The organism is Rhizobium sp. SG_E_25_P2, assembly GCF_029892285.1.
Classification (GTDB): Bacteria; Pseudomonadota; Alphaproteobacteria; order Rhizobiales; family Rhizobiaceae; genus Rhizobium_E.
In genome coordinates, this window is sequence record NZ_JARXVM010000003.1 from 178,227 (window position 1) to 204,990 (window position 26,764).

The 26,764-nt window shown below is 58.3% G+C and carries 21 protein-coding genes and 2 pseudogenes; 9 read left to right on the forward strand and 14 right to left on the reverse strand.

Annotated features, from left to right (window positions below; translation table 11 throughout):
• Window positions 1–19: 19 nt before the first annotated feature.
• From M2360_RS06775 to M2360_RS06795, 5 genes and pseudogenes are all read right to left on the reverse strand, one after another.
• Window positions 20–940: an ABC transporter permease gene (locus M2360_RS06775; RefSeq protein WP_280773854.1), complete on the reverse strand. Its 921-nt coding sequence runs from the start codon at window positions 938–940 to the stop codon at window positions 20–22.
• Complete coding sequence (locus M2360_RS06780) at window positions 940–2,037, reverse strand: ABC transporter permease (protein WP_280773855.1); 1,098 nt, start codon at window positions 2,035–2,037, stop codon at window positions 940–942. Before M2360_RS06780 ends, M2360_RS06775 begins: the two co-directional genes overlap by 1 nt.
• Window positions 2,021–3,568: an ABC transporter ATP-binding protein gene (locus tag M2360_RS06785; RefSeq protein WP_280773857.1), complete on the reverse strand. Its 1,548-nt coding sequence runs from the start codon at window positions 3,566–3,568 to the stop codon at window positions 2,021–2,023. The genes M2360_RS06780 and M2360_RS06785 overlap by 17 nt, the downstream gene beginning before the upstream one ends.
• 233 nt (window positions 3,569–3,801) lie before the next feature.
• Complete coding sequence (locus M2360_RS06790; protein ID WP_280773858.1) at window positions 3,802–4,755, reverse strand: GntR family transcriptional regulator; 954 nt, start codon at window positions 4,753–4,755, stop codon at window positions 3,802–3,804.
• Window positions 4,694–5,008, reverse strand: a pseudogene (locus tag M2360_RS06795) (IS5/IS1182 family transposase); the annotation flags it as partial. The pseudogene M2360_RS06795 and the gene M2360_RS06790, both read right to left, overlap by 62 nt.
• On the opposite strand from M2360_RS06795, the pseudogene M2360_RS06800 reads away from it, so the two are divergent.
• The 7 genes and pseudogenes from M2360_RS06800 to M2360_RS06830 all read left to right on the forward strand — a co-directional run.
• Window positions 5,008–5,168: pseudogene (locus M2360_RS06800) on the forward strand (IS6 family transposase); the annotation flags it as partial. The pseudogenes M2360_RS06795 and M2360_RS06800 overlap by 1 nt on opposite strands.
• Window positions 5,169–5,392: 224 nt before the next feature.
• On the forward strand, window positions 5,393–6,349 hold the full coding sequence (locus M2360_RS06805) for a helix-turn-helix transcriptional regulator (RefSeq protein ID WP_280773860.1): 957 nt from the start codon (window positions 5,393–5,395) through the stop codon (window positions 6,347–6,349).
• A gap of 260 nt (window positions 6,350–6,609) precedes the next feature.
• Window positions 6,610–8,262, forward strand: a complete 1,653-nt coding sequence (locus M2360_RS06810) for an amidohydrolase (RefSeq protein WP_280773862.1) — start codon at window positions 6,610–6,612, stop codon at window positions 8,260–8,262.
• Window positions 8,263–8,315: 53 nt separating this feature from the next.
• Window positions 8,316–9,494, forward strand: coding sequence for an ABC transporter substrate-binding protein (locus M2360_RS06815; RefSeq protein WP_348529535.1), 1,179 nt, complete (start codon window positions 8,316–8,318; stop codon window positions 9,492–9,494).
• An 86-nt stretch (window positions 9,495–9,580) separates the two neighbouring features.
• Window positions 9,581–10,450, forward strand: a complete 870-nt coding sequence (locus tag M2360_RS06820) for a branched-chain amino acid ABC transporter permease (RefSeq protein ID WP_280773863.1) — start codon at window positions 9,581–9,583, stop codon at window positions 10,448–10,450.
• Window positions 10,437–12,152: an ATP-binding cassette domain-containing protein gene (locus M2360_RS06825; RefSeq protein WP_280773864.1), complete on the forward strand. Its 1,716-nt coding sequence runs from the start codon at window positions 10,437–10,439 to the stop codon at window positions 12,150–12,152. Before M2360_RS06820 ends, M2360_RS06825 begins: the two co-directional genes overlap by 14 nt.
• Window positions 12,149–12,853, forward strand: a complete 705-nt coding sequence (locus tag M2360_RS06830) for an ABC transporter ATP-binding protein (protein WP_280773865.1) — start codon at window positions 12,149–12,151, stop codon at window positions 12,851–12,853. Before M2360_RS06825 ends, M2360_RS06830 begins: the two co-directional genes overlap by 4 nt.
• A gap of 111 nt (window positions 12,854–12,964) precedes the next feature.
• Here the strand turns inward: M2360_RS06830 and M2360_RS06835 are convergent, their stop codons facing one another.
• The 7 genes from M2360_RS06835 to M2360_RS06865 all read right to left on the reverse strand — a co-directional run bounded on the left by M2360_RS06835 (window position 12,965) and on the right by M2360_RS06865 (window position 21,876).
• A complete protein-coding gene (locus tag M2360_RS06835) occupies window positions 12,965–13,762 on the reverse strand; it encodes an ABC transporter permease (protein ID WP_280773866.1) in 798 nt (265 codons plus the stop codon).
• Window positions 13,759–14,655: an ABC transporter permease subunit gene (locus M2360_RS06840; protein ID WP_280773867.1), complete on the reverse strand. Its 897-nt coding sequence runs from the start codon at window positions 14,653–14,655 to the stop codon at window positions 13,759–13,761. The genes M2360_RS06835 and M2360_RS06840 overlap by 4 nt, the downstream gene beginning before the upstream one ends.
• 12 nt (window positions 14,656–14,667) lie before the next feature.
• A complete protein-coding gene (locus tag M2360_RS06845) occupies window positions 14,668–15,822 on the reverse strand; it encodes an ABC transporter ATP-binding protein (RefSeq protein ID WP_280773868.1) in 1,155 nt (384 codons plus the stop codon).
• 206 nt (window positions 15,823–16,028) lie between these two features.
• Window positions 16,029–17,696 (reverse strand): amidohydrolase, encoded by a 1,668-nt coding sequence (locus M2360_RS06850; protein WP_280773869.1) that lies wholly within the window; start codon window positions 17,694–17,696, stop codon window positions 16,029–16,031.
• Between the two features lie 166 nt (window positions 17,697–17,862).
• Complete coding sequence (locus tag M2360_RS06855; protein ID WP_280773871.1) at window positions 17,863–19,167, reverse strand: FAD-binding oxidoreductase; 1,305 nt, start codon at window positions 19,165–19,167, stop codon at window positions 17,863–17,865.
• A gap of 14 nt (window positions 19,168–19,181) precedes the next feature.
• Window positions 19,182–20,549, reverse strand: coding sequence for a glutamine synthetase family protein (locus M2360_RS06860; protein WP_280773872.1), 1,368 nt, complete (start codon window positions 20,547–20,549; stop codon window positions 19,182–19,184).
• A gap of 226 nt (window positions 20,550–20,775) precedes the next feature.
• On the reverse strand, window positions 20,776–21,876 hold the full coding sequence (locus M2360_RS06865) for an extracellular solute-binding protein (protein ID WP_280773873.1): 1,101 nt from the start codon (window positions 21,874–21,876) through the stop codon (window positions 20,776–20,778).
• 273 nt (window positions 21,877–22,149) lie between these two features.
• On the opposite strand from M2360_RS06865, the gene M2360_RS06870 reads away from it, so the two are divergent.
• On the forward strand, window positions 22,150–22,842 hold the full coding sequence (locus M2360_RS06870) for a TetR/AcrR family transcriptional regulator (RefSeq protein ID WP_280773874.1): 693 nt from the start codon (window positions 22,150–22,152) through the stop codon (window positions 22,840–22,842).
• 199 nt (window positions 22,843–23,041) lie between these two features.
• On the opposite strand, the gene M2360_RS06875 is transcribed toward M2360_RS06870, so the two are convergent.
• Together M2360_RS06875 and M2360_RS06880 are read right to left on the reverse strand one after the other, a co-directional pair.
• Window positions 23,042–23,689: a TetR/AcrR family transcriptional regulator gene (locus tag M2360_RS06875; RefSeq protein WP_280773876.1), complete on the reverse strand. Its 648-nt coding sequence runs from the start codon at window positions 23,687–23,689 to the stop codon at window positions 23,042–23,044.
• A 120-nt stretch (window positions 23,690–23,809) separates the two neighbouring features.
• Window positions 23,810–25,231, reverse strand: coding sequence for an amidase (locus tag M2360_RS06880; protein ID WP_280773878.1), 1,422 nt, complete (start codon window positions 25,229–25,231; stop codon window positions 23,810–23,812).
• 185 nt (window positions 25,232–25,416) lie between these two features.
• Between M2360_RS06880 and M2360_RS06885 the strand changes: the two genes are divergently transcribed.
• Window positions 25,417–26,754, forward strand: coding sequence for an ABC transporter substrate-binding protein (locus M2360_RS06885; RefSeq protein WP_280773879.1), 1,338 nt, complete (start codon window positions 25,417–25,419; stop codon window positions 26,752–26,754).
• Window positions 26,755–26,764 lie beyond the last annotated feature (10 nt).

Consider the following 26,764-nt stretch of genomic DNA (forward strand, 5'->3'; position numbering starts at 1 on the left):
TTTTAGGCGGTCGGTCTTCTCAGCCCTCGGCCGCGAACGGCTTGCCAAGGGAAGCGGGCACGCTCAGGCGCATCAGCGCGGCGTTTCTTGAAATCAGCACGAGCACGAGGATCGTCACGAGATAGGGCAGGGCGCTCATCAGTTCCGACGGCAGGCCGATACCGGCGCTCTGGGCGAAAAGCTGCGCGATGGTGGCGCCGCCGAACAGATAAGCGCCGAGAAAGCATCGGCCCGAACGCCAGGTGGCGAAGACCACCAGAGCCACGGCGATCCAGCCGCGGCCGGCGATCAGGCCCTCCGTCCACAGCGAGGTGTAGACGATGGAGATATAGGCTCCGGCCACACCCGACGCCGCGCCGCCGAACAGCGTTGCGAGATAGCGGATGCGGTTGACATTGTAGCCCAGCGCATGGGCCGCTACCGGGCTTTCTCCGACGGCCTTGACAACAAGGCCCGCCCGGCTGCGCTCCAGGAAATACCAGACGCCGGCGAAAAACAGCCAGGAGATCCAGACCAGCGGATGCAGCTGTTCGAGCAGGAAACCGATCATCGGGATCTGGCCGAGGATCCGGCTCATCGCCGAGGGTTCGACGACGATCGCCATGCCGATATAAGGCTTGCCTATAAAGGAACCGAGGCTCGTGCCGAAAATGGTGAGCGCGAGCCCCACGGCGACCTGATTGGCCCGGAAGCTGATGGCCAGCACCGCGAACATGAGCGCGAGAAGCATGGCCGCCGCCATCGCGGCGATGATGGCGAGCGCCATGTTGGATGTCGCCATCATGGTGATGAAGGCGGCGATGGCGCCGATGACCATCATGCCCTCAACACCCATGTTGAGCACGCCGGAACGCTCGACCACGACTTCGCCCAGCGCCGCATAGACCAGCGGCGTGCCCGCCACCAGCGTGGCGATGACGATCGGAAAAAGCTGATCCATCACGAAACTCCCTTCCGCGTCGTCGCGACGGCGCGTTTTGTTGCCTGAAAGCGGATGCGGTAGTGGATGAAGACATCCGTCGTCAGCAGGAGGAAGAGCAGCACGCTCTGCAGAAGGCCCGTGATCGAGGAGGGCATGCCGAGCGACATCTGCGCGAGGTCGCCGGCGAGGTACAAGAGCGCCATCAGCAACCCAGAAAGCAGAATGCCGAGCGGATGAAGGCGACCGAGATAGGCGACGATGATGGCTGCGTAACCGTAGCCGGGCGACGCCGTCGGGAAGATCTGGCCCAAGGGGCCGGCGATCTCGCCGACGCCGGCGACGCCTGCCGCCGCTCCGCCGGCCAGCATGCCGATCCATACCGGTTTGCTGACGCTGAAGCCGGCATATCGAGCCGCACCCTGCGACAGACCTGTGACCTTGAGCTGAAATCCGGAAAAGCTCCGCGCCATGAACAGCCAGCCGGCCGCCACTGCGACAAGCGCGAACAGAACGCTGATATTCGCGCGCGTATCCTCAATCAGAATTGGAAACAGAGCGGCCGGCGCGAGTGGTTCCGATTGGGGGAAATTGAAGCCGGCCGGATCGCGCCAGGGGCCGAAGATCAAGAACGACAGCAAGAGAGCCGCGACATAGTTCAGCATCAGACTGACGAGAATCTCGCTGGCGTTGAAGCGGATGCGCAGAGCCGCAGGAATTCCCGCCCAGATCATTCCGCCCACAGCGCCTGCGAGCAGCATTGCCGGCAGCACCCATGCGCCACCGCCGGGGCCGAACTTCAGGGCGACATAGCCGCTGAAAACGACGCCGACCGTCAACTGGCCCTCTGCGCCGATATTCCAGACGCCTGCCTTGAACCCTATCGCCAGGCCGACGCCGATCAGCACAAGCGGCGCCGCCTTGATCAGCAGTTCGCCCAGCCCATAGAGATCGGCGAGCGGCGCCGTCAGAAAGGTGACGAAGGCGTCGAGCGGATTGAGCCCGGCGGCGGCGAAAATCGTCATGGCGACGAGCGAGGTCAGCGACAGCGAGATCAGCGGCGACAACACCAGCATGGTGCGCGAGGGTTTGGGGCGGGCTTCAAAGCGCATAAGCAACCTCCTGTGCGGATTGCGGTCCCGCCATGGCCAGCCCGATCTCGTCGCGACTGACCTCATCCACCGGCGCCGCTTCGGTTAGATGGCCTGCGGCGAGCACGGCGATCCGGTCCGCCATATCGAAGAGTTCGTCGAGTTCCTCCGAGATCACGACGATCGCCGCCCCACGGTCGCGGAGGTCGAGAAGCGCCTGGCGGATCACCTGGGCGGCGCCGACATCGACGCCCCAGGTGGGTTGCGCCACGACGAGAACGCCGGGCTCCTGCAGGATCTCGCGGCCGATGATGAACTTCTGCAGATTACCTCCCGACAGGCTGCCGGCCGCCGCTTGGGCGTTGGGCGTGCGGACGTCGAAGGTGCGGATACAGCGCTCCGCAAAGGTCTTGATGACGTCGAAACGGATCAACCCGCCGGAAACAGCCCCATTGCCGTTGGCCGTGAGCAACACGTTTTCGAAGAGCGGCAAGGATGGCGCAGATCCCCGACCCAGCCGGTCTTCCGGAACGGAACAGAGCCCAAGTTTCCGGCGTTGCGCGGGGTTGAGATGACCGGCCGGGCGGCCGTCGATCGTGATCGTCTCCGGTTGCTTCAAGGGGCTTTCACCTGATAGCGCGGCCAACAATTCCTGCTGGCCGTTGCCGGAAACGCCGGCAATGCCGAAAATCTCGCCGCCATACACGCTGAGGCTCACGGCTGTGAGCGTCGTGCCGAAAGGATCGGTGGAGGGCAGGTTGAGATCCGAAACCGCAAACCGGACAGCGCCCCGGGATAATTTACGCCGTGCGCCGGTTTCCGGCACATTGGCGCCGATCATCAGGCGGGCCATCGAGGTTTGGGTTTCCAGGCGCGGATCGCAGACGCCGGTGACGCGGCCGCCCCGCAGGATAGTCGCCTTGTGGCAGAGGTTGCGGATCTCATTGAGCTTATGGCTGATATAGAGAATGCTGCAGCCCTCGGCGGCGATCTTGCGAAGCGTGACGAAGAGGGTTTCGACGGCTTGCGGCGTCAGCACCGAGGTCGGCTCGTCAAGGATGAGCAAGCGCGGATTCTGCAGAAGCGCACGGATGATTTCCACGCGTTGGCGTTCGCCGACCGACATCGTGTGGACATGGCGCGCCGGGTCCACCGGCAGTCCATAGCGGGCAGCGACTTCGGAGATCCGAACGGAGAGCGGACCGATCGCCGGCTTGCCGGGCAAAGCGAGCGCGATGTTTTCGGCGACCGTCAGCGTATCGAACAGCGCGAAATGCTGGAACACCATGCCGATGCCCAGTCGTTGCGCATCGGCGGGACTGGCGATCGTCACTTCACGGCCGTCCCACAACATGTCGCCCGCGTCCGGACGCACCATGCCGTAGATGATTTTCATCAGCGTCGACTTGCCGGCGCCATTTTCGCCGACCACCGCGTGGATTTCCCCGGGCGCGACAACGAGATGAACATCATCATTGGCGACGACGGCCGGATAGGCCTTGCGGATGCCGCGGAGCTCCAGCCTGTGCTGGGAGGGGGAGAGGCTAGTGTTCGCCATGAGCGTTTTCTGGGCTACATGAATAATGAAATCATGTATGCAAAGATGGCGCCAGAGTGTATCGATAACGGAGTTGCAGGCGGGTTCTACCCACTACGCCTATGGATTCCTTAGAGAAAATCTTGCCACACGATTTAATCGCAGCAAATTCAGGAAAGAATAGCTTCCCTGTCGCTCACGTCATGTCTACGTGAACGGCATATTTACGTATACGTGATTGAAAAAGCGGCAGCTCAGCTTGAGTGACGGCTGGTGAAGCGGGCTAGGATGGAGCCGAGATCCGGCTCTGCTGCAGAATCGTCCTCCACCAGCGCGCGGTTTTCGACAGAGGATAGATGCTCGTCCATGAGCTGCTTGGCGATCTCGAGATCACCGTTTTTCAACGCATTGATGAGCCCCGAATGTTCGCTGATTGCGCATTCGCTGGAATGAGGTCGGCTATACATGGCCAGAATGAGGGAGCAGCGGGAAACGAGTTCGCCGAGATAGCGCTCCAGAAGGGCGTTTCCGGACAGTTCGGCGAGCTTGAGATGAAATTCTCCGGCGAGGCGCGTGGAAAGCCGCACGTCGCCCGTTGCATGAGCAACCTCTTCCTCCCGCACATGATCGATGAGCGACTTCTCCACCGCCGGGCTCCAGCGTTTGATAACCGCCTTCATCATCTCCCGCTCCAGCGCGCGCCGCACGGCAAAAGCGTCTCGGGCCTCCGCGAGGCTCGGCTGCGCGACGGTGGCCGTACGCTTATGATAGGTGTCCACGAGCCCCTGCGCCTGTAATTTGGCGAGCACGACCCGCACCAGAGTGCGGCTCATCGAGAAATGCCTGCCGATCTCGTCCTCCGGCAGTTTGGTGCCGGCTTTCAGCGCCTGCTCTATAATGGCCTGGCGCAATGCGCGGTGGGCAATGTCGACGCGATCGGAATTGGATGACATTTCAGGGTACACTTGGTCGAAATTTTGAATACTGTATAGCCCGATCTGGAATACATCAAGGCTTACCATCCTTGGCGTTCTCTGATTTGAAGTGCAACAGGCATCCGTTTGAAGGATGCCGTTATGGGCCAGCATCATCATCACTTTAGCGCTTTTGAGCGCAGCTTTGTCCGGAGCCGTTTGAATATGGGCATCACGCAGGCTCTGACCGTTCTGGCTCTTGGCAACGAACGGATTTCGGGCGTCCGAAGGCAAGCATTCGGTTGAGGATGGGCGCGCCGATCGCGGCTTCAGTCTGTTGAGCGAGGTATGACCGAGCGCGAAGCCGCGGACCGATGACGCCCTTGTATTGACCCATCGCGGCTTCAGTCAAAGCTCTTTTGCCATAACCGATGAATACCTGCCATTTCAGCCGACCATCTGACTTTAGGGAGGCTATGTTGTCGTCTCTCTGACAGAACTGCTGGGCGCTGGGCTGTTGAATCGCGTTCGAGCGCGGTGGAAAGAGGTGGCTTCCAATCCTTCAACACGGTGCGGCGAACCATCTTGGGCTTCGAGGCGATGCTGTGGTTGAGGAAATGCTTGGCTTTTCCGGAGGCTGGACCATCAACGATCAAAACGATTTGCTTGCACGCCTCTTCGGACTGCTAAAGATTCACAAAGCATGAAAACGAGGATGCTTAGGGGATAATCGCGCGCTCCGAAAATGTTTGCGACGGCCCGATTGTTGCCTTAGCGCGACGGCTTGCCGTGATCATGCGCCGCATGTGAAGTGACGGAACTGAAATCCGCTGGACAACGGAAATTATGCCTGCGTCCGTCTGAGTGGATAGCATAAGAGGGTAGTGAGCGTATCAAGAAAATGAGACGCAGTATGAGGCTAAGTTAGACAGTGAACCGATACGAACTCAGCGATTTCGTTCTGACTCTGATTGACAAGGCCAATACGCATACGCCGTTGCGCTTCCAGCAATTCATGATCGACTTGGTTCGCGACGTCACGGTTTTTGATGGGGCCTGGTGGGGATGGTCGCTGTTTCGCGGCGGCAAGATATCGATCGTCCATACCAATCTTAGCGGCTTGCCGGCTGACTACGAAACGGCAGTCAGATCGCAGTTGGTCAATGACCCTTTCGTCCGCACTGGCCGATCACTCAAACTTTTCACCAAATCCATGACCGTCGATGACGACGGTGTTTATCCGTATATCCGCCGCCTCAGCGACGAGTTCAATGTCACGCAGATGCTGAACGGGCATTGCAATGCCCGCGAAGGACCATGCAACTTCTTCATGTCGCTCTACCGGTTCGGCAAAAGCCCAGCGTTCTCCGAGACAGAAACAGCCGATTTCCTGGTGATCCTGCGTCACCTCGAACAGGCGCTTTCGCTGAGCTTGCAACTCGATTTGAGCGCGCGGGTCGACTCTTATAGCGAATGGGCGCTGATCGGCCATGACGGAGAGCTATTTCTCTCTTCCTCCGGCTTTTCCGCTGCGCTGGCGGCCACGTTGCAACGGGGTCAAAAAATGGCGACGCGACTGCGGGAGATTGCCAGGCAGGACCGGTTTTCAACCCGTAAGGGCAGCGTGTTTTCTCGCAGCCGCTACTCTGGCGAGCTCTGGCTCGTGGCAGTGCAGCCAAGCAGCCCGTGGAAAATCCTGTCTCCCAAGGAGCGCCAGATCGCTGAAATGTTGACCGCCGGGGCCACATCCCGCGCCATCGCCGCGAAGCTCGGCGTCGCGCAAAACACGGTGCGCAACCAGACAACATCGATCTATAGAAAGATGGGCGTTCACAACAAGGTCGAACTCGCACGCGTCACGCGGCTGAGCGAGCCGTCAATCGACTGAAAGCGACGGGCTTTCGGCCCACTTTATAGTGCAAATGCACTATATCACGCCGCCCCGCCGTTCGTAAGATGCCCTGACAAAAGACAAGAACCCGAAGAAATCGGGAGCCTCCGCCGCAAAGGCGGAGCGCGAGGAGTTGGGAACAATCGGAAATCATAGAGCGCCGCACCATTGCGGCGTGCTCGTAGATGCGTCGAAATTTTCGATCCTCCGCCGCTGCACGAGGCGACGCAGCCGATCTATGCAAGACAGGGAGTGACATGAGCACATCAGCAGATCTTATCCTCACCGACGGGCGCATCTACACCGCCGACGCCAAGGGCTCCTGGGCCGAGGCGATCGCAGTACGCGGCGGCCGAATTCTAGCTGTCGGCGCATATGCCGAAATAGCGCCATTGCGCGGACCGCACACCGAGTTCGTCGGTCTTGCCGGTCGCATGGTCATGCCGGGCTTCATCGATGTGCACAATCATATTCTGATGGCCGGGCAGTCGGCGTTATACGAAATGCAGTTTTCCTATGCCGCCACGCTCGAAGAGATCTGTGACCATGTCTGCCGACAGGCCGAAAAAACGCCTGTCGGACAATGGGTGATCGGCAACGCCTGGGGCGCGGACATGATCACGACCCTTAACAGGGATAGTTCCCTCGCTCGGCTGGACGCTGCAAGCCCGCACCATCCGGTGATGCTACGCGACGAGACCATGCACAATAGATGGGTCAATTCGGCAGCGATGCACGCACTTGGTATTGGCCAAACGACGAAAGCGCCCCCGCAAGGTTCGTTCGGCCGCGATCCCGAGAGTGGCCGACTGACGGGCCTCCTCATTGAGGCTGCGTCCGGCATGGCGGAATTCGCCGCTGATCAGGCATTTTCCGAAGACATGCGCATCGCGGCAATCAAACGGGCCGTGGAGATTGCAAATTCGCTGGGCATAACCGGTTTTCAGGAAGCGGCGACCGCCTTGCCGATCCTCAAAGCGCTCGCAGCGCTCGACCGGGCAAGCAACCTTACCGCCTGGGCGGTCGGCTCGCTGCCGCTTGTGCCGCCGGGCTTCCTTTTCGGGGAAACCGGCGACGCGCTTCTGGCCGTGCGCGACGAGTATCGGACGCCCCATGTCCACCCCTCCTTCACCAAACTGTTTCTCGACGGCGTGCCGGGCGCGCGGACAGCAGCGTTCCACGAAGCCTACGTTCCGGATAGCGCTCATCCGCACGGCAATCGCGGAGATCTACTCATCGACATGCCCGACCTGATCCGGATGATCGACAAGTCCGAAAAGCTCGGCATGGGGCTCAAGGTTCATTGCACGGGAGACCGCGCGGTGACGATCATGCTCGACGCCGTCGAAGTGGTGCGCCATTTCAACGGACCGGCGATTGTCCGCCATCAAATCGCCCATGCGAGCTATGTTCGACCGGACGACATAGCACGTTTCGCCAAACTCGGCGTCGTCGCCGATCTTTGCCCGATGATGTGGTTCCCGACAGCCTTTCTTGAAAGCCACAAGGAAGTTCTCGGGGAGGAACGCGCCACCCGTTTCTGGCCGATCGCGGCGCTTCGAGAAAGCGGCGCGTTGATTGCCGGCGGATCGGATTGGCCGGTGGTGCCGCTGCCCAATCCCTGGATCGGCATCGAAGGCATGGTCACGCGACAAAATCCGTTTGGCGATTTCCCCGGCGTATCGCTTTGGGCGGATCAGGCGATCGATCTCGAAAGCGCAGTTCGCGCTTATACGATCAACCCCGCCGTCGCTATGGGCATCGATGCACTGACTGGTTCGCTTGAGCCTGGAAAATCAGCCGATTTGATCGTTCTGAATCAGAACGTTTTCGATGTCCCTGCCAACCAGATCGGTAAGACAACGATCCAAGCGACATATTTCGAAGGTCGCGTTGTCTATCAGGCCTGATCGCGCTGAGACCATACAAGACTGGGAAATCACACAAAAGGGGAAGCTGCACCATGAAAACGATACTGTATATGGCGATAGCCGGTTCGATGGCTTGTTTCGGACTGTCGAGTGCATCAGCATCGGCTGCGCCGACTTGCGACGCCGGCCCGATCAAGATCGGCGCCATCTCCACGATCACTGGCATTGCCGACTTCTCGGACGCCCCAAAAGCGGCACAGGCGGTGTTTGACCAGATCAACGCGGCTGGCGGCGTCAATGGCTGCAGATTCGAATATTCGCTCGCCGACGACAAGGCCGATCCACAGGTGGCGGCGCAAGCCGCCCGCGACCTGATCGACAACAAGGAAATCTATGCGCTCGCCGGCGGCGCCAGCCTGCTCGACTGCGCGGTCAATGCCGGCGCCTATGCGAGAAACGGCGTGCTGTCGGTCCAGGGCGTGGGAGTGGATCCGCTCTGCTTCCATGCGCCGAGCGTCGCTCCGGTCAATGTTGGCCCCTATACGCTGACGACGGTCATGCTCGACTATGCCACAAGGAACCTCAAAGCGCAGAAAGCCTGCGCCTTTATCGCCGTAATCGGCGGCACGCAGGAGGCCTACGCCGCCGCCGTGGCTGCGTGGGAAAAGCGTAGCGGCAAGAAGATCACGCTCGTCGACTGGACGTTGCCGTTGCAAGGCGATCTCACCCCCTATCTGATCAAGGCGCGCGACGCAGGCTGTGATGCTGTTCTCACCAACCAAGTTGAGCCTGGCATCGTGCAATGGGTGAAGACGGCAGATGCTCAGAAAATCTTTGGCATCAACTGGATGTTCCTCGCACCAGGCTACACCGAGGGCGTCGCAAAGGCGCTCGCCGACAGCAAGCAACCGGTCTTCATCGGCACAGAATGGGAACCCTACACGGAAGCTGCCAGCGCGGCCAACAAGGACTGGGCGGCCACAATGGAAAAGGCAGGCCTACCCAAGACAGCCTTCTCGCAGGGCGGTTATATGGCGGCAAAGGTCATTGTCGATACGGTCGCCGGCATGGATGGAGAGGTCAACCGCCAAACGCTGACGGATGCGCTGAAGGCCGGCAAACTGCTCTCTTATCCGATTGCGGGAAGCCCCTACTTTTTCGGCGACGCCGCTGCCCATGCTCCGATGCAGGCTTCTAAAATCATGCAGTTGATCGACGGCAAGTGGACGGTGAAAACACCTGAATGGTTCACGCTCACCAAGGCCAACTGACGAATATCCGGGCTGGGCGCACGAATGAGCCCATCCCGGATGCAGTTTTGGTCTCGATCACCACACGCTGCCTTCTGGAGCGCCACATGAATATCCTGTTTACAGCCGCCGTGGCTGGCCTTTCCGCCGGCGGAGCCTATGCAATCCTCGGGGTCTGCGCCGTATTCACCTTTCGTCTCGTCGCCGTTGTGAACTTCACGGGCGCAGCAATCGGCGCAGCTGGAACCTTCGCGATGGTCGGCCTTTTCGGTCTAGGCGCCCCACTTCACCTCGCGGTGATTGCAGGCGTCGCCGCCGGCGCATTTTGCGGTTTTCTGGTTGGCTTGATCATGACGACATGGTTCGCCAACAGCAATGCATCCTCCAAAGCCGCTGTAACCGCCGCCCTTCTTGTCGGCCTGATCGCCATTGGCCTTCGGGCGACCGGCGGCCAGCATCCACACTACTTCCCAGAACTGATTCCGGGCTCGGCCTTCCGTCTCGCAGGCGTTGAAGTCACCTGGGCCGCGCTGACAACATTGGCTTTGGCAATCGTCTTCACCGTCATGACCGAATCCTTCCTCAACCGCACGCGAACAGGGCTGCAGTTGCGCGCTTTGTCCCAGCGGCCCATGGCGGCCGAGCTGATCGGTGTTCGCGTCCGCCTGCTTGCCCTGTCGGTTTGGGCAGTAACGGGCGGGGTAACGACCTTGGCGCTTATGATTATCGCGCCGCTCCGTTCTCCGGATTTCGCCTCGCTGAGTCTCCTCGTGGTTCCCGCTCTGGCGGCCGCCCTGATCGGCGCTTTTGTAAGCTTCCGCGCAGCGCTCATTGGCGGAATGCTGATCGGCATACTGGAAGGCGCTGTCAGCGCGATTGATTTCGTCAGCCAGTATCGCAGCACCATCCCATTCGTCGTTATCCTGATCGTTCTTTTATGGTCCCAGAGAGGAGCCCGCTGGGATGAAGCCCGCTAATTTCACCACGATCGCCAAGACTGTCCTGTCCCTTATAATCCTCGGCGCGCTTGTTCTTCTGCTCTTGCCGAAATATTGGATCTTTTTGATTACTGCGGTCTTTATCGTCGGCGTATCCCTGCAAAGCCTGGGCCTGGTCACGGGACGGACCGGCATGATCTCGCTGTGCCAGATGTCCTTCGCCGGCGTCGGCGCCTGGGTCACCGGCTATCTCAATGTCATCGACGCTCCAGGCGGCCTGATCGTCTGGATGATCGCTGGCGGTCTTGCCGCTGTGCCGGTCGGCATCTCAATCGGCCTTCCGGCATTGCGCCTGCGTGGAATCAACCTCGCAATCGTGACCCTTGGCTTCGCCGCCGCCTTTGATACTGTGCTGGCCACGATCACCTTTCCCGGTCAGACAAGTTTTTTGCAGGTGCCGCGTCCGCCCCTCTTTGAAACGGACCAGGGCTATTTTGTATTCGTGCTGATCACCTTCGGCCTGATAGCCGTTGGGCTTGATGTCATCAACCGTTCACGGCTCGGGGCGTCCTGGCTTGCCGTTCGCCATTCGGAGCGCGCCGCAGCCGCGCAAGGGGTTTCGATACCTCGCGCCAAGCTCAGCGCCTTCGCCATTAGCGCGTTCATCTCGGGTATCTCCGGCGGCCTGTTGGCGGGCTATCTCGGCACACTTGTTTCTGACAATTTCTCGATGATGCAATCATTGGCGCTGTTTGCCGTTTCGACGATGGTGGGGTCGCATTTTGCGCTCGGCGCAGTCATCGGCGGGCTTCTCGTCGCTCTGTTTCCCGAACTCCTGCGTCGGCTAAATCTGCCGCAGGACATCGGCAACGTGTTTTTTGCGGTCGGAGCTGTCCAGGCGCTTTCGACCGGGGAACCGATTGCCGAGACCTGGAGGCGGATGGGCAGCAAGTTGCGCCGCGTTGCGATGCAGCCAGTGGTCGAGGCTCAAGCGGTCGATCTTCCTCAAAAGGCTGATCATCCCGCAGGCGTTGCTTTGGAGATACGCGATCTTACGGTGCGCTATGGCGCGGTGATTGCGCTCGACAAGGTCAATGTGACGGTCCCTGCTTGCACGGTGGTTGGGCTTGTCGGGCCGAACGGCGCGGGAAAATCCACGCTGGTGGACGCGATCGCGGGCTTCCTCTCGCATTATGAAGGCTCTGTTCTCCTGTCCAACCGGGCGGTTGACGCATTGTCGGCCAGTGAACGCGCACGATGCGGGATCAGGCGGACCTGGCAGACCACGCGCATCGCCCCGGAACTTCGTGTAGGCGACTATATCCGGCTGGCGGCGGGGAAGATTTCCAACGCGGATATCGCAGCGCTTCTTGCCTGGATTGGGGGCCCTGGTCCGGACACGCCGATTTATGCGGTCGATGCTGGCGCGCGGAGACTTCTGGATGTGGCGGGCGTCGTGGCGGCCCGACCGCCCGTCATCCTGCTGGATGAACCTGCGGCAGGCGTTTCCTATGACGAGGCCTTGCGTCTCGGCGAGCGGATTGCGGCGATCCCCGCGACTTTCGGCAGCGCTGTTCTTCTGATTGAACATGACATGGACCTCGTGCGCAGCGCCTGCTCGGAGATCACCGTATTCGATTTCGGTCGGGTGATCGCAAAGGGCGACCCCGCGACAGTGCTCGCCATGCCCATCGTGCAAAAAGCCTATATGGGCATAGAATTCGCGGAGGCTGCGACATGACCATCTTGCAGGTTGACGCTCTCAAGGTCGATCGTTCAGGAATTTCGATCATCCGAAATGCAGCGCTGACAGCGCAAAGCGGCGAAATCAGCGTGTTGCTCGGCTCCAATGGCGCGGGCAAGACGACCCTTCTTGAAAGCTTGTCGGGCATTATTCCCGCCAAGAATGGCGCTATCACTCTCGATGGCCAGCAATTGTCGAAGCTTTGGCCCGGCGCGCGCGCTAAAGCGGGCATCAGCCATGTCGAGCAGGGGCGAACCGTCTTCAGCGAAATGACGACGGAGGAAAATCTCAAGGTGGCGCTCGCCCCGGGGGCCGACCTGAACGAAGCCTATGATCTGTTTCCCGAACTCCTCCAACGTCGAACGGTCAAGGCGGGCATGCTCTCGGGCGGCGAACAGCAGATGGTCGTTATTGCCCGCTCGATCGTCAACCGGCCGAAAGTCATGATGATCGACGAAATGTCATCAGGACTTGCCCCTATAATCGTGAGCCGTCTGATGACAGCGGTCCGAAAATTGGCGGATCAGGGCATGGCGATCATTCTGGTCGAGCAATTCGCGTCACTGGCTCTGGCCATTGGCAATCGCGCCTATGTGCTAAGGCGCGGTGAAGTTGTCTATGACGGCGCTTGCGCCAAACTCGCGAAAGATCCCGCTCTCATGCACAGGCTCTATCTTGGAGAGCGCGCAAAGATGTAACGTTGCCTTTGAGGGCCAACGGTTTTCCGGCATAAGGTGTGCGCCATGTCTGCTGCCAGCCGCTGACACCGAGACAGGAGCATTGCTGGAATCCGTTCGGTGCGATCCGTATTATCTGTCGACCGGCTGCATTGCAGCCTTCCTTGTGTAGAGTGCCACAGCAATTGCTACCACGGTTACGACAAGAATGATGATCGTGGAGAGGGCGTTGATCTCTGGGCTCACCCCGCGCCTGACTTCAGAGTAGACCCGCATCGGCAAGGTCGTCGTCCCGGGACCTGAGGTGAATGACGAGATGACGAGGGAGTCGAGGGAAATTGTGAAGGCGAGGAGAAAACCAGTCACCACAGCCGGCGCAATCACGGGGAGGGTCACCAGAAAAAACGCGGCGACCGGTCCGGCTCCAAGGTCACGTGCGGCCTCTTCTACGGACAGATCGAATTCCGCCAGCCTGGCGGTGATGACAACTGTAACGAAACACATGGAAAATGTGACATGAGCGATTACGATCGTCAGAAGGCCTCGGTCAATGCCAAGTGCAATGAACATCAGCAAAAGGGCGAGACCGGTAATGACTTCCGGCAAGACCATCGGGGCAATCGCAAGCCCGGAAAACAGGCTTCGTGTTGGGAAGTGGCGCAGTCTTGACAGCGACAGGGCGATCATGAGGCCCAGCATGGTCGCAATGACTGATGATATCAAGGCGACTTCGATGGTCGTCAAGGTCGAAGCCCAGTAGCCTTGATTTTTGTACAGTGAGATATAGGCTCGAAAAGAAAATCCAGTCCACAAGGTAACAAATTCAGAGTCGTTAAAACTATAGACGACCAGAACGGCAATGGGGATGTAAAGAAAAACGAGGCCGATAATCAGAGCGCAAATGCCAAACCACGTTAAATTACGGCTCATGATTGCTCCCTGTGGACCTTTTGCTGATAGGCCTGATAGAAAACCACCGGCAAAACCAGAATGGCCAGCAGCAGCACCGAAATTGCGGCTGCCATCGGCCAGTCATTGTTGATGAAAAACTCTTCCCAGAGCAGCCTGCCGATCATCGGCGATTGCGCCGAACCCAAAAGGCTTGGCACGACAAATTCGCCTGTCGCCGGAATGAAAACCAGAAAGACCCCGGCCAGAATGCCGGGCTTCGACATCGGGAGTGTCACGCGAAAGAACGCACCGATGCGGCTGCAGCCCAGATCCCGGGCGGCCTCATAAACGCTGGTATCCAGTTTCTCCAGCGTGGCGTAAATCGGGAAGATCATCAGCGGAATATAGGCATAAACCATACCCAGATAGACCGCGAATGTAGTGTTGAGGATCACGAGCGGCTCGTCGATCAAACCGAGCGATTTCAGCACATTGTTGACTACGCCTTCTTTTGAAAGCAGGACGATCCACGCATAGATCCGGACGAGAAAGGATGTCCAGAATGGCAGGTTGATCAACAGGATCAAGGTCGGCTTAAACCGGGCTGGCGCAGAGGCCATGGCATAGGCGATTGGATAGCCGAAAAGCAGGCAGGCCAGTGTTGAAATCAGTGCAACACGCAGGCTGTTGACATAGGCAAAGGCGTAGCTGCTTTCTTCGAAGATATAAAGATAGTTCTCAAGGTCAAGCTGCCCGACATAGTTCCGCAATCCTTGCAACCCCTGCCCCAAGTCCAGGACAGGTGTATAGGGTGGCATCGCGGTTATGCCGTCAGACAGCGATATCTTCAATACAATCAAAAATGGAGCAACGAAGAACAGAACCAGCCAAAGATAGGGAATGCCGACGAGCGCCATGAACCTTCGGGTCATCAATATGGTCTCCTAGCGATCGAGCAGCAGGCCGTCGACGGGATACCAGGATATCCAGACAGCGTCATTGTAGGTGAAGCGTTGACTGGTCGTCCGCTGACTGTTGGTCATCTGCACAGACAGTGGCTTGCCGGAGCCGACATCAATGTAGTACGTGGACAGGTTGCCGAGATAGGCGATGTCCAGGATCTTTCCGGAAATACAGTTCGAGCCATCGGTGGGCTGTTCAGCTGACACTTCCATCTTTTCAGGCCGTATGTTCAGATAATATTCGCCGCCCTCGACGAGTTTCCCGCTCATTGGAGCCAGAAAGGATTGATTGAGTCGGCTGTCATGCAGACGGCACATGCCGTCCTCCAGTGCTTCTGCCCTGCCAATGAAAATGTTAGTATCGCCGATGAATTCCGCCACATGACGGCTGACCGGTGCCTCATAGGTCTGCACTGGCGTGGCCACCTGTACTAGTTCTCCGTGATTCATCACCGCGATCCGGGTGGCCACATTCATGGCTTCTTCCTGATCATGAGTCACAATGACAAAGGTCGTACCGAGGCGATACTGGATGTCGATGAGTTCGAGTTGGGTCTCGCGCCGCAATTTTTTGTCGAGCGCGGCCATCGGCTCGTCCAGCAACAATAGCCGCGGGCGGCGCGCCAGAGAGCGGGCGAGCGCGACACGCTGTCTCTGTCCGCCGGAGATTTGGTGAGGGCGACGCCGGCGCAATTTCGTCAGTTGGACGAGCGATAGCATTTCATCCACGCGTTCAGCAATCTGGTCCTTTGGCAGCTTCATGCGCCTCAGGCCGAAGGAGATATTTTCTTCGACCGTAAGATGCGGAAAAAGTGCGTAGGATTGGAACATCATATTCACCGGCCGTTTGTGCGGCTCGATGGGGACGATGTCATTGCCTTCGAGTAGAATCTCACCATCGCTGGGTATCTCAAAGCCTGCCAGCAGCCGCATGAGGGTGCTTTTGCCGCAGCCTGAAGGCCCAAGCAAAGCAAAGAATTCCTTCTCGTAAATCTTCAGCGAAACGTTTGAGATCGCCTTGAAGTCACCATAGGACTTTGATACAGAACGCAGCTCTATCAAGGGCTTGGCATCGATTTTGTCCCATGGTGGAATGGTCAAGCCTGCCTGTGGGCCGAAAGAAATGACATCTGACAACTGGATCTCCCAATATGATGCTAGCGTTCCCGTTCAGGTCTTTTCAGCCTTTTTGAAAAAAGTAGAACCTGTTCTTCTTATTGTAAAGCTGTAAGTTTCCAGCCATTCTGTCGCACCGAGCGAAGCAACTTTAAATGGTATTATCTGGTGCGGCATCTGTCGTGTTGCCAGCAGCGTTGTGCGCCGTATCTTGCTCAGCCATTTCTTCAGGCGCCCCTGTAGGTGATTGTGCCATTGCAGATCGTGACGGCAACTGCGAGCGTATCGAAGGCTTCAGCCGGGGTCGCGTCAATATCGCCGGTCAGGATAACGATGTCCGCCAGATAACCAGGCTTGATAAGACCCTTTCGGTCTTCCATGAATTCGACCCAGGCGCCTTCTGCCGTATAGCCGTGCAGCAACGCGTCGAGGTCCAGCCGATGGTCTGGAGCATCGGCTGCCACAGGTTGCCGCAGCAGCGCGTACTGCAGGCTGACCAACGGATCGAGCGGGCTAACTGGCCAATCGGTTGAAAATACCATACGCGCTCCTGCATCTTTCAATTGCCGCCAGGCGAAGGAATAGGGGAACCGTGCCGTTCCCACATGTTGCCTGACAGCGCCTCCTTCATCACCCGGGCCATCCGGAGCATGAATGGGTTGCATGGAGGCAACCACTCCCAGCTCCTTGAATCTGCTGATGTCATCAGGATGAATCAGTTCTATATGCTCGACCCGGTGCCGCAGGGTTTTTATGCCGGTCGCCTTGATCGCCGCTTCATAGCCGTCAAGGACCATTCGCACAGCGCCGTCGCCAACGGCATGAACAGCAATCTGCATGCCCAGGCGTGTTGCAGTGACGCAAATGGAGTTGAACTGCTCCGCACTGAAAAGCGCTTCGCCCTTCCAGCCGGGAATGTCCGCGTAGTCATCAACGAAGAGTGCCGTTGCGCTCTCGGTCACGCCATCCATGAACATTTTGACTGCGTCGCACCTCAATGTGTCCGACGCATAAGTTTTTTTCCAGACAGCCGCCTTTTGCTCCAGATCAGCCAGTGGCATATGGTTCTTCATGTGAAATGGCATCCGAACCCGAACGGGCAACCCGTGCGCCTGTTCGATGGCCTCCAGCAATTGCAGCTGGTAGTGGTTGCCATCCATATTCTGGATGGAGGTAATGCCAAGGCTGGCGCAATAGTTCAGCCCCGCCAGGATGGTTGTCATGTCCGCATAGCGATTGGCTTCGGTAACGTGATCCGGTTCGCCACCTGTGGCTGCGCCGACAAATTCACGTCCGCCTCCAGCGGCCAGATCATATACCGGGCCAAAGGCACTGCTCTCCCGCAATTCGCCTGTTGCAAGCCCGTCTTCACCCATGACGATGGTGTTGCCGACGCCGACATCGCGGCCATGCAGGATGTCGGCGGCCTTCAGTGATGCCGTATTAGCCCAGGCGGTGTGGTGGTCGAAAGCCATGATCAACAGGGGACGATTCGGTAAAATGGTGTCCAGATGCTGTCGGGCAAGACCTTCGGTTTCCGAAATGACAACATAACTGCAGCCTTTGGCGATCAGCAATCCGTCACCTGGAGTGTTTGCGGCATAGGTCTGGATGGCCGTTTTCAACGCCTCAAAACCCATCACACCATCAAGCTGCAACTGCGTCAGGCCCACCGAGCCGGGGAAAATGTGCACATGGGAATCATTGAAGCCCGGCATGACTGTTGCCTGCCGCGCATCCAGTCTCAAAGCCGAAACTGGCGCAAGCGCCGTGATGGCGTCATTTTCTCCGACCGCAACGATCCGGTTTCCTTCAATAAGAACGGCCCCGGCTTTGGGTTGCGCGGTATCCATTGTCTTGACGTTTGCATTCACAATCAGAATGGCTTGGGTCATGGGTAAACACTTTCGTGGCGGCGGGCGTTATATGCTTGTATATCGGCCCGGTAAGTTTGAATGATTGCGCATGGCATCGGAAAATACATGAGTTTGCCGACTTTAAATTGCGGCAGGATTTTCCAAGGAGTGGATGCGTCAAGGGATTGGGGACCACGTGTGCGGATCATGCGAAACGGTCCCTCAAGGCGTACCAGCTCATGGCGAGGAACAGCAGTGGTGATTGAAACCGGCGGCCACCGGGAAAAGCCTTTGCGGGCAAAGCAGCCAGCAGATCGAAAACCCGGCTTTCCCCGTTTATCGCATCGGCGAGTATCTTTCCCGCGAAGGTGCCAAGCGCCACGCCTTGCCCGGAAAAGCCGGATGCTGACAGGATGCTCCCCTGATGCCGATGGAAATAGGGCATACGGCTCATGGTAATGCCGAGTGTGCCGCCCCAGGTATAGTCGAATTCTATATTGGCCAGTTGCGGATAGACCTGCGACAAAGGCTTCCGGATCATCGCCGCGATGTTCTTGGGGAAACGATAGCCATAGGCTTCGCCGCCGCCGAACAGAAGCCGCTTGTCCTGCGAAAGGCGATAGTAATTAATGACGAATTTAGAATCCGCCACGGCGTAATCACGCCGCAATACGCTTTGCACCTCATCCGGGCTCAGAGGCCGTGTCGCTGCAATGAAACCGTTGATCGGCATGACATGGCGGCTGATGTCCTCCAGCAGGCCGCCTGTATAGCCATTGCAGCCAACGATCACTGTCTGGCAGGAGATTTCGGCACTGTCGGTGATGACGCGTGGCCGCGGTCCGCCGTGAATGGCCGTCACCCGGGAATTCTCGAAGATCCGCGCGCCGCCTGTTTCTGCGACCGTCACGAGGCCCAGAAGATATTTCAGAGGATGCAAATGCCCGGCCGCGAGATCCAGCACGCCGCCGTGGTAGAAATTCGAAGGCACCAACTCATGGAGTTCGGCCCGGTTCAGAAAGGTCAGTGTCTCGACGCCATAGTCCTTGCGCATCTTTTCAACCAGACGACGCTCGTGACCCAGATAACGGGCCCGGTGTGCGGCATGCACCACGCCCGGTTTGAATCCGCAATCAATGCCGTGATCGGCAATCAGTTGCTTGACTGTCGAAACGGCCTGATCGGCCACGGCCCACAATTTGCGGGCGGTATCCACCCCGAACATACCTTCAAGGCTTTCCTGGTCCAGCCGCATGCCGGTGTTGACTTGCCCGCCATTGCGGCCGGACGCGCCCCAGCCAAGACGGTTTGCCTCAAGCAAGACAACATTCAGGCCGCGCTCTGCCAGATGAAGCGCCGTAGACACGCCGGTATAGCCACCGCCGACAATGCAGATGTCGCAATCAATCCGGCCTTCCGCTTTCTGGCGCAAGACTTGCTGTTCAGTGGTCGCGGCATAGTAGCTATCCGGATATTGGCCGGGCCGGTCATTAACAGTCAGAAGATCCATGGTGGTTGTCCTGCTTATACGCTGAGCAGCAGATATTCGCGTTCCCAGGGCGAAATTTCGCTGTGAAAATCTTCCAGCTCTGACAGTTTGATGCCTTCATAGACCATGCAGAATTGCTCGCCGATCGTCTGGCGGAATTCCGTATCCCTGCCGAGATGCTTCAGTGCAGAATAGAGGCTGCGTGGCAAAGAAAGGCCGCGACCATAGCCTTCGCCGGAAGCCGCCTCGCGCGGCTTTACGCTATTGACCATGCCGAGATAGCCGCAAGCCAGACTCGCCGCTATGGCCAGATAGGGATTGCTGTCCATGCCGACCACGCGGTTCTCAATGCGGCGTGAATCTGCAGACGAGACCGGAATACGCAAGCCGGTCGTGCGGTTGTCGGACGCCCATTCGATATTCGTCGGAGCACTGTCGCCGCCCGAGTAGCGGCGGTACGAGTTGACATAGGGTGCAAACAGCGATGTTGCAGCAAAGAAATGTTTCTGGCATCCGCCGATGAAGTGATAAAACGCGTCCGTGGCTGTGCCATCCTTCGCCGAAAAGATGTTCTTTCCGGTTTCGATATCGACAACGCTTTGGTGAATATGCATGGCGCTGCCGGGCTGGTCGCTCATCGGCTTTGCCATGAATGTCGCAAAGCAATTGTGCCGCAGGGCCGCTTCCCGGATTGTGCGCTTGAACAGGAACACTTCATCGGCAAGCCGCAGCGGGTCCGAATGCATCAGGTTGATTTCCAGCTGGCCGGCCCCGCCTTCCTGGATCACGGAGGCGATTTCCAGTCCCTGGGCTTCAGCGAAATCATAGATATCATCAACCACCTTGCCATATTCGTCCACCGCAGTGATGGAATAGGATTGGCGACCCACGCCCTTGCGGCCCGTGCGACCGATGGACGGTTCGATGGGATAGGCGGGATCCGTATTCGGCTGGGTCAGGTAGAATTCCAGTTCCGGGGCGACAATCGGACGCCAACCCTGCGCTTCGTAGAGGCCAATGACATGTTTCAATACATTCCGTGGCGCCAGGCTAACGGCATTGCCATGCTTGTCGTAAACGTCGTGAATGATCTGCAGTGTTACATCGTCCGCCCAGGGAGCTGCACATGCCGTCGCCATGTCCGGCACCAGCACGAGGTCTACCTCCGTCCATTGGTCATTGATCTCCAGATCGGCATAGTTTCCGGTAATCGTCTGATAGAAAATGGATGAGGGCAGGAAGGACCGCAGGCCTGAGCCAAATTTACCAGCGGGCATGGCCTTGCCCCGCGATACCCCGGCGAAATCGGGGATCATGCATTCGACTTCATAGATCCGGCGATCCCCCTGATAGGTTTTGAAGGCCGGAGGAAGGTGATTTATCCAGTCGGTCGACTGTGTCATGGTGCTTGTCCTGCTTTCGGATGGTCAGGCGGATGCAAGGAAGGATGTCGAGCAAAAATGTTAAGCGAGCATACAAAATTGCCGCTTATAATCATATAGATAGCGTGCATTTTCTGAATGCGGACAGTGGTAATGCGCCGTGGATTGACAGAGCATATGGCAATGCCCGCAATCCACGCTGTCCGGGACAGCGTTTGCCACGGCCCCAAACAGCTAAGCGGTTCTGTTAGGAACCGGAACGAAAACGAGCCCATTGCCGGGCGACATAACGCATCCGCTTTTCGTCCTGGGCGGAGCCTGAAAACAGTCGGCTCTTGATCGCCTCTGAGGGGAACATGGCATCGTTGTTGGCCATTTCCGGAGGCAGATGTTTTCTCGCCTCGAGAACAGGTGGAAGGAAGCCGGTGACTTGTGCCAAATGGGCGGCAACCTTGGGATCCAGCATATAATTCATGAAGGCGAAAGCTGCTTCAGGATTGCTGGAGTCCGCAGGAATGGCGTAGGCCGTCAGCCATGCCAAAGTACCCTCCTTGGGCACAACATAGCGCAACGCGACGCCGTTGCCGGCAGCCTTTGCACCTTCGGCTGCGCGCACCACATCACCCGACCAGCCGATCACAGCGCAGAGCGAACCATTGGCCAGTTCGATCTGATATTTGGAAGAATCGACATAGGTGACGTACGGCCTTATGGCATCCAGCACCGCCATGGCTTTGTCGACGTTTTCCTTGCTCATGTCATTGCCGTCCAGCCCAAGATAGTTGACGACGATCGGCACGACATCAGCGGCTGAATCAACCATGGCAAAACCGCATTTCGACAGTTTTTCTGCATTTTCCGGTTTGAACATCAGGTCATAGCTATCAAGCGGGGCGTTCGGCAGAACTGCGGCTATTTTTGCGGGATTCAGGCCCATGCCTGTTGTACCCCAGGCGCTGATAACCGCATGATCCAGTTCAGGATCGCTGGCCTTTAGGAGCTTCAGAATGGCCGGATCGATATTGGCCGCATTGGGAACCTTTGCCATGTCAAACTTCAGAACAGCGCCTGCAGTTATCTGCCTTTGCAGGAATGGTATGGCGGATGGGGTAACAAGGTCATATCCCGACGATCCCGCCAGAAGCTTGGTTTCCAGCATCTCGTCGGAATCATAGTTGTCGTACCGGACTTTGTATCCGGTCGTCTTGGTAAAGCCGGAAAGCGTCTCTTCGTCATAGACATCTGCCCAACTGAAAAGATTGAGCGTTTCTTCCTGTGCTGTGGCTGGAGAAATATGGATGCTACAAACCGTGATGGCGGTAAATGCGGCCAGTACAAGAGATTTCATGGGTTCCCCTTTGCTATTTGCTTTTGAGATCTCGATTGCAGGGAAGGCATACCGCAGCCCCATCTCTCCGTCAATAAAAACAGAACGCGTTCTGCAAATATGGGCTGCCGATTGTGGTTTCCCTTCCGGGTGACAGAAATGCTGATGTTCTGGTTAAGGTGTGGAAATTGGGGGGATCAAAAACACAGCCTTGCGCAATGGGAGCGACTTGTATGTCTATGTCCCGAAATTCGGGACATAGAAAAAATATAGAACATGTCTGTATCAGGATAGGTGAAACTCAAGATGGAAGATCCACAGGCAGTGCTGGGAAAACAGAATGCATCCGGCAAAGGCGATGTGGCGCCCGGAAAACGCAAACAGAACGCGGCAATGCTCAGGCGAAAAATACTGGAGGCTGCTCGTTCGCTGTTTGGCGAGATCGGCTATGAGCCGGCCACCATCAGTAAAATCCGCCAGCGGGCGAATGTATCGATCGCTACATTTTACAAGTATTTCGATTCGAAACAGACGCTGCTGGTGGCGATTCTGAATGATGAGCATGAAATACACAATGCCGACATCGCTCTGGCGCTGGCTGCAGTGATCAAGGACCCGGTGACTTATGTCGTTTCGGTCATATTTTCGACCTATGACATGCCGCGGGATGAAAAACACAAGGCCATGTGGCGGGAAATCATCGGCGCATCCGTTCTTTTGTCCGGTGACCGCAAAAGTGCGGCCACCGTCCGCTCGGACAGGCAACTCTACACATCAATCATGAAGCAGGTCCTCAATAGGCTAGTTGATGAAGCCTTCCTTGACACAAAATGCCCAGTGGAGGACATTTGTGACGTTATTTATGATATCGGGGCCTTTGAATTTCAGGAGTTTATCAGCGATGAGTATACTGATGAGGATGCTTTTTGGCGGCACATTTACAAACTGATAAACACTGTTTTATCGCTATGGATTAGAGCGCGTTGACATTCACCGCACCCAGGTGAAAGTGCTAACGATGGCGAGCATGGACATGTATGCGGGCTTGTCGCAAATTCTTGGGCATAGCCGTAGGTTGACCATAGGAATGGAATTTGCCGCTCCGAATGTTGCGGAGAGAGCCCATGATTCTGAATGCTATTGCCGAAAAGCTGAAGCGCCAGTCAAAGGATAACTGTTGGTTTCCCTAAAAGCTTCGATCTTGATCGGGCTGCTGCAATGGCTGAGCATTCTGTTGAGCCGCCTGGGTCAAGTGAACCAAGCTGGCTTGAAGCTGAATGTCATCCTTTGTGGCAAGCCACTGATTGAACGCGCCAACTAGGCCCGTGTAGATTTGGTTGGCGAGGACTATGATTTGCTGCTCACTATAGAGCTTTGCGTCTATGCTGGATTGTAGGGTCACCACATATAGAGACAGGAATTCCCGATCTTTTTCCCGCGCCAGGAATTCCGCTTCAGGATGGCGCAACAGATACAGTGTCATTTCCTGAAGCGCCAATTGCTCCTCTGGATTCTTCCGGACTTCTTGGCAGATGAAGTTGATCAGCTCGGGTATCCGCTGGTACACAGTTTGCGGTACGGTGAAGCGACTGGCCAGCACGTGGCGATAGCTCGACACCAAGCGCTCCATGGCAAGGAAGAAGATCTCCTCCTTGTCGTTGAAGTGGTAGTGCAGTGTCGCGATGTTGACGCCTGCTGCCTCCGCGATCTTTCGCGTCGTTGCCTTGTATAGACCCTCCGACACCATGACCCTGAGAGCGGCGTCGATGATGACGTCACGTTTTCCGTCGCTGTTGGGCCGCGAGATGCCTTTTTTCTTCGCCGAACTGTTCATGACCTTATCTTGCCCTCGGGAAGGCCGGAATCAAGCGCCTTTGCTGCAGGAAACGGTGTCATCCCATGCTGACTGCACGCTTCAGCATCGTCGGCATAACACTGCCCCGCAGCAGAAGGGTCAGGCGGTGGCGGATTTCGGATCGATCGGATGCAGAGGGCCGAGCCGCTGTTCGAGGACCGCTGCCGCCGACAGGCATCGCGCCTCGCGGAACCAGCTGCCAACGATCTGCACGCCGGCCGGGGCGCCGCCGGCAAACCCGACAGGAACGGAGATTGCCGGCAAAGCGAGGCCGGCAATCGCGGCCAGCGGCCGGTATGCCTGCATCAGGCGTGCGACATTGTCCGGGCCGCCGAGATCGTAGTCATGCGCAAACACCGGCTGCAGGGCGGTCGGCATGAGGGCGACGGGATATCGCTCAAGCAGAACGGCCCATTTGCGCTGAATGGCGAGGCGTCTTTGCCAGGCCTGTATATAGTCGAGCGGCGAATACGCCGGCAGCACCGCCAGCGTATTGAAGAAGGCGGTCTTGAACTGTTCACCGCCGAGGGCGAACATGGTCTCGCGCACCGGGCTCGGGCATTCGGCATAGAGGATCGCCATCCACAGCTCGGCCATTTCGGCGAGGTCCGGCAGTTCCACCGTCTCGACGGCATAGCCGGCATCCTGCAGCCAAGATGCTGCCTGGGCGACCAGGGAAGAGACCTCGGGATCGACGCCATGGCTGACATCACCGGTGAACACCGCCACGCGGCAGGGCGCGCCATCGTCAGGACGGTCGGCCGGAAGCGGCACGAGGATCGGGTCGCGATGATCCGGCCGCTCCAGGGCCTGCAAGCCGAGGCGAAGGTCCATGACCGAGCGCGCCATCAGGCCTTCGGTGGCGCCGCGCTGGAGCCCCAGAGACTTCTCTACTGGGGACGAGGGATTGTATCCGGGTAAACGGCCGACGGTGGGCTTCAGGCCATAGATGCCGCAAGCGCTCGCCGGCAGCCGCAAGGAGCCTGCCACGTCGTTGCCGTGGGTGAAGGCGCCGATGCCGACCGCAGTCGCTGCGGCCCCGCCGCCTGTCGAGCCGCCGGGCGAAAGCTTCGGGTCCCAGGGGTTAAGCGTCTTTCCATGCAGATCGTTGCCGGTGAACCAGCGATAGGAAAAGGCCGGCACATTGGTGCGGCCGACGATGATGGCGCCGGCGTGTTTCAAATTGGCGACGGAGGATCCGTCTTCGGCGGCGATTGCGTCTTTCAGCGGAACAAGGCCGTTGGTCGTCGGCCGCCCGGCCATGTCGACATTGATTTTCACGGTGACGGGCACACCATGCAACGAGCCGAGCGCGTCACCGCGTGCGAGGGCCGCATCGGCGGCATCTGCTGCAGCAAGCGCCGTTTCTTCCATCACATCGACGACTGCGTTGATCGCCGGGTTGACGGCATGCAGTCGACCGAGGGCTGCCTCGACAGCCTCGCGGCTGGAGATCGCGCCGGCTCGAATGGCCGTTGCGGTTTTGGCTGCGTCCCATGCCCAGATTGCGTCTTGCGCCATACGTTCCTCCCCTTGCTGAAACGGGGCCGACCGGCCCCACTCTCGCCGCAGTCACTGCCGGCAAGCCGGTCCCCTCCGGACAATAGAGCGCTGCGAGCAATTGACACTCATCTATTTCAATCATATGATTTGGTCAATTGATTAGATCAACGATGATCAGTTTTCATGACTTTGGGAGGGGAAACATGAAGTCAATCAAGGGGATGAATCCGTCTGCCGGCACGGCAGTCTCGCGCCGCGCCATTCTGAAGCTGGGCGCTACGGTTGCTGGTGCGGCCGCAGTGACGCTCCGCTTTCCGGCCGTGTATGCCGCCGAGTCCGATGTGCTGAAAATCGGCTGGGTCGCGGCCATGTCCGGCCCCGGTGCGCTGTTCGGCGAGCCTGTGGACTTCGTCCGGGCGCAGATGGAGCGCCTGTTTGCCGGCGGACTCCAGATCGGCGGCAAGAGCTATTCCGTGGAAATCCTGTTGCGTGACAGCCAGAGCTCGATCAATGTCGCGACCCAGGTTGCCATCGAGCTGATGACACGCGACAAGGTCGACATCATCGTCGCCTCCGAGGCGCTCGCGGTGATCGGCGCCGGCCAGATGGCCGCCGTGACACGGACTCCGATGGTTTCTAGCATCCTGCCGTCCGATGCCGTCGTCGCCATGCGCGGTGGACCGGTGTCTTATGGTAACAATGGCACGCCCTGGACCTTCCACTTCTGCTTTGCCACCACCGATATCAGCGAGGCCTATGCAGGCCTCTGGGCGCCTGTCAGAAGCCGTCTCAACGATACGGTGGCGGTCAGCTTCGTCGACCAGGCGGCGGCCCAGGGCTTTGCCGATCCGGAACGGGGCCTGCCCGTGACACTGTCGAAAAACGGCTACAAGATGATCGATGGCGGCATGTTCAAGATGGAGACGCAGGACTTCTCCAATCAGGTCGCGACGTTTCAGGGCGCCAATGCCCAGATCCTGTCGGGTTTCATGTTCGCCGATCATTTCGCCGCTCTCTGGCGCAATGCCGCCCAGTCGAAATATCAGCCCGAGATTGCAACGGTGGCTGGCGCGTTCCTCTTTCCTGGCGGGATCGAGGCTTTGGGCGATCGCGGCGACGGCATGTCGACGGAAATCTGGTGGTCGCCGAAGCTGCCCTATGCTTCGTCGCTCAATGGCCAGAGCGCCAAGGACATGGTGGAGGAATGGGAGACCAGCACCGGCAAGCAGTGGACGGCTGTTCTGGGTTACACCCACGCCGTCTGGGAGGTTGCCGTCCAGGCGCTGAAATCCGCCTCCGATCCTAAGGACAAGGCGGCACTCCAAGCAGCGCTCTCCAAGACCTCGCTGGACACGGTGATCGGCAAGGTGGACTTCGCCTCCAGCGACGTCCCGGGGCTTGCCCGGACCTCGCTGGTTGCCGGTCAGTGGCGCAAGGCGAAGTCCGGCAAGTTCAAATATGATCTGGTCGTGACCTATACCGGCGCCGGCTCGCCCTTGGCGGTCGAGGACGAGTTCAAGCTTTTGTCCGAACTGGCCTGAGTCGACGGAA

What these genes read in the sequence shown, in the direction of transcription:
- M2360_RS06840 (WP_280773867.1), bottom strand. Translation starts at nt 14,655, where the DNA reads ATGACCCGAAGGTTCATGGCGCTCGTCGGCATTCCCTATCTTTGGCTG.
- M2360_RS06815 (WP_348529535.1), top strand. Translation starts at nt 8,316, where the DNA reads ATGAAAACGATACTGTATATGGCGATAGCCGGTTCGATGGCTTGTTTC.
- M2360_RS06860 (WP_280773872.1), bottom strand. Translation starts at nt 20,549, where the DNA reads ATGACACAGTCGACCGACTGGATAAATCACCTTCCTCCGGCCTTCAAA.
- M2360_RS06885 (WP_280773879.1), top strand. Translation starts at nt 25,417, where the DNA reads ATGAAGTCAATCAAGGGGATGAATCCGTCTGCCGGCACGGCAGTCTCG.
- M2360_RS06835 (WP_280773866.1), bottom strand. Translation starts at nt 13,762, where the DNA reads ATGAGCCGTAATTTAACGTGGTTTGGCATTTGCGCTCTGATTATCGGC.
- M2360_RS06775 (WP_280773854.1), bottom strand. Translation starts at nt 940, where the DNA reads ATGGATCAGCTTTTTCCGATCGTCATCGCCACGCTGGTGGCGGGCACG.
- M2360_RS06855 (WP_280773871.1), bottom strand. Translation starts at nt 19,167, where the DNA reads ATGGATCTTCTGACTGTTAATGACCGGCCCGGCCAATATCCGGATAGC.
- M2360_RS06875 (WP_280773876.1), bottom strand. Translation starts at nt 23,689, where the DNA reads ATGAACAGTTCGGCGAAGAAAAAAGGCATCTCGCGGCCCAACAGCGAC.
- M2360_RS06865 (WP_280773873.1), bottom strand. Translation starts at nt 21,876, where the DNA reads ATGAAATCTCTTGTACTGGCCGCATTTACCGCCATCACGGTTTGTAGC.
- M2360_RS06820 (WP_280773863.1), top strand. Translation starts at nt 9,581, where the DNA reads ATGAATATCCTGTTTACAGCCGCCGTGGCTGGCCTTTCCGCCGGCGGA.
- M2360_RS06830 (WP_280773865.1), top strand. Translation starts at nt 12,149, where the DNA reads ATGACCATCTTGCAGGTTGACGCTCTCAAGGTCGATCGTTCAGGAATT.
- M2360_RS06880 (WP_280773878.1), bottom strand. Translation starts at nt 25,231, where the DNA reads ATGGCGCAAGACGCAATCTGGGCATGGGACGCAGCCAAAACCGCAACG.
- M2360_RS06810 (WP_280773862.1), top strand. Translation starts at nt 6,610, where the DNA reads ATGAGCACATCAGCAGATCTTATCCTCACCGACGGGCGCATCTACACC.
- M2360_RS06825 (WP_280773864.1), top strand. Translation starts at nt 10,437, where the DNA reads ATGAAGCCCGCTAATTTCACCACGATCGCCAAGACTGTCCTGTCCCTT.
- M2360_RS06785 (WP_280773857.1), bottom strand. Translation starts at nt 3,568, where the DNA reads ATGGCGAACACTAGCCTCTCCCCCTCCCAGCACAGGCTGGAGCTCCGC.
- M2360_RS06850 (WP_280773869.1), bottom strand. Translation starts at nt 17,696, where the DNA reads ATGACCCAAGCCATTCTGATTGTGAATGCAAACGTCAAGACAATGGAT.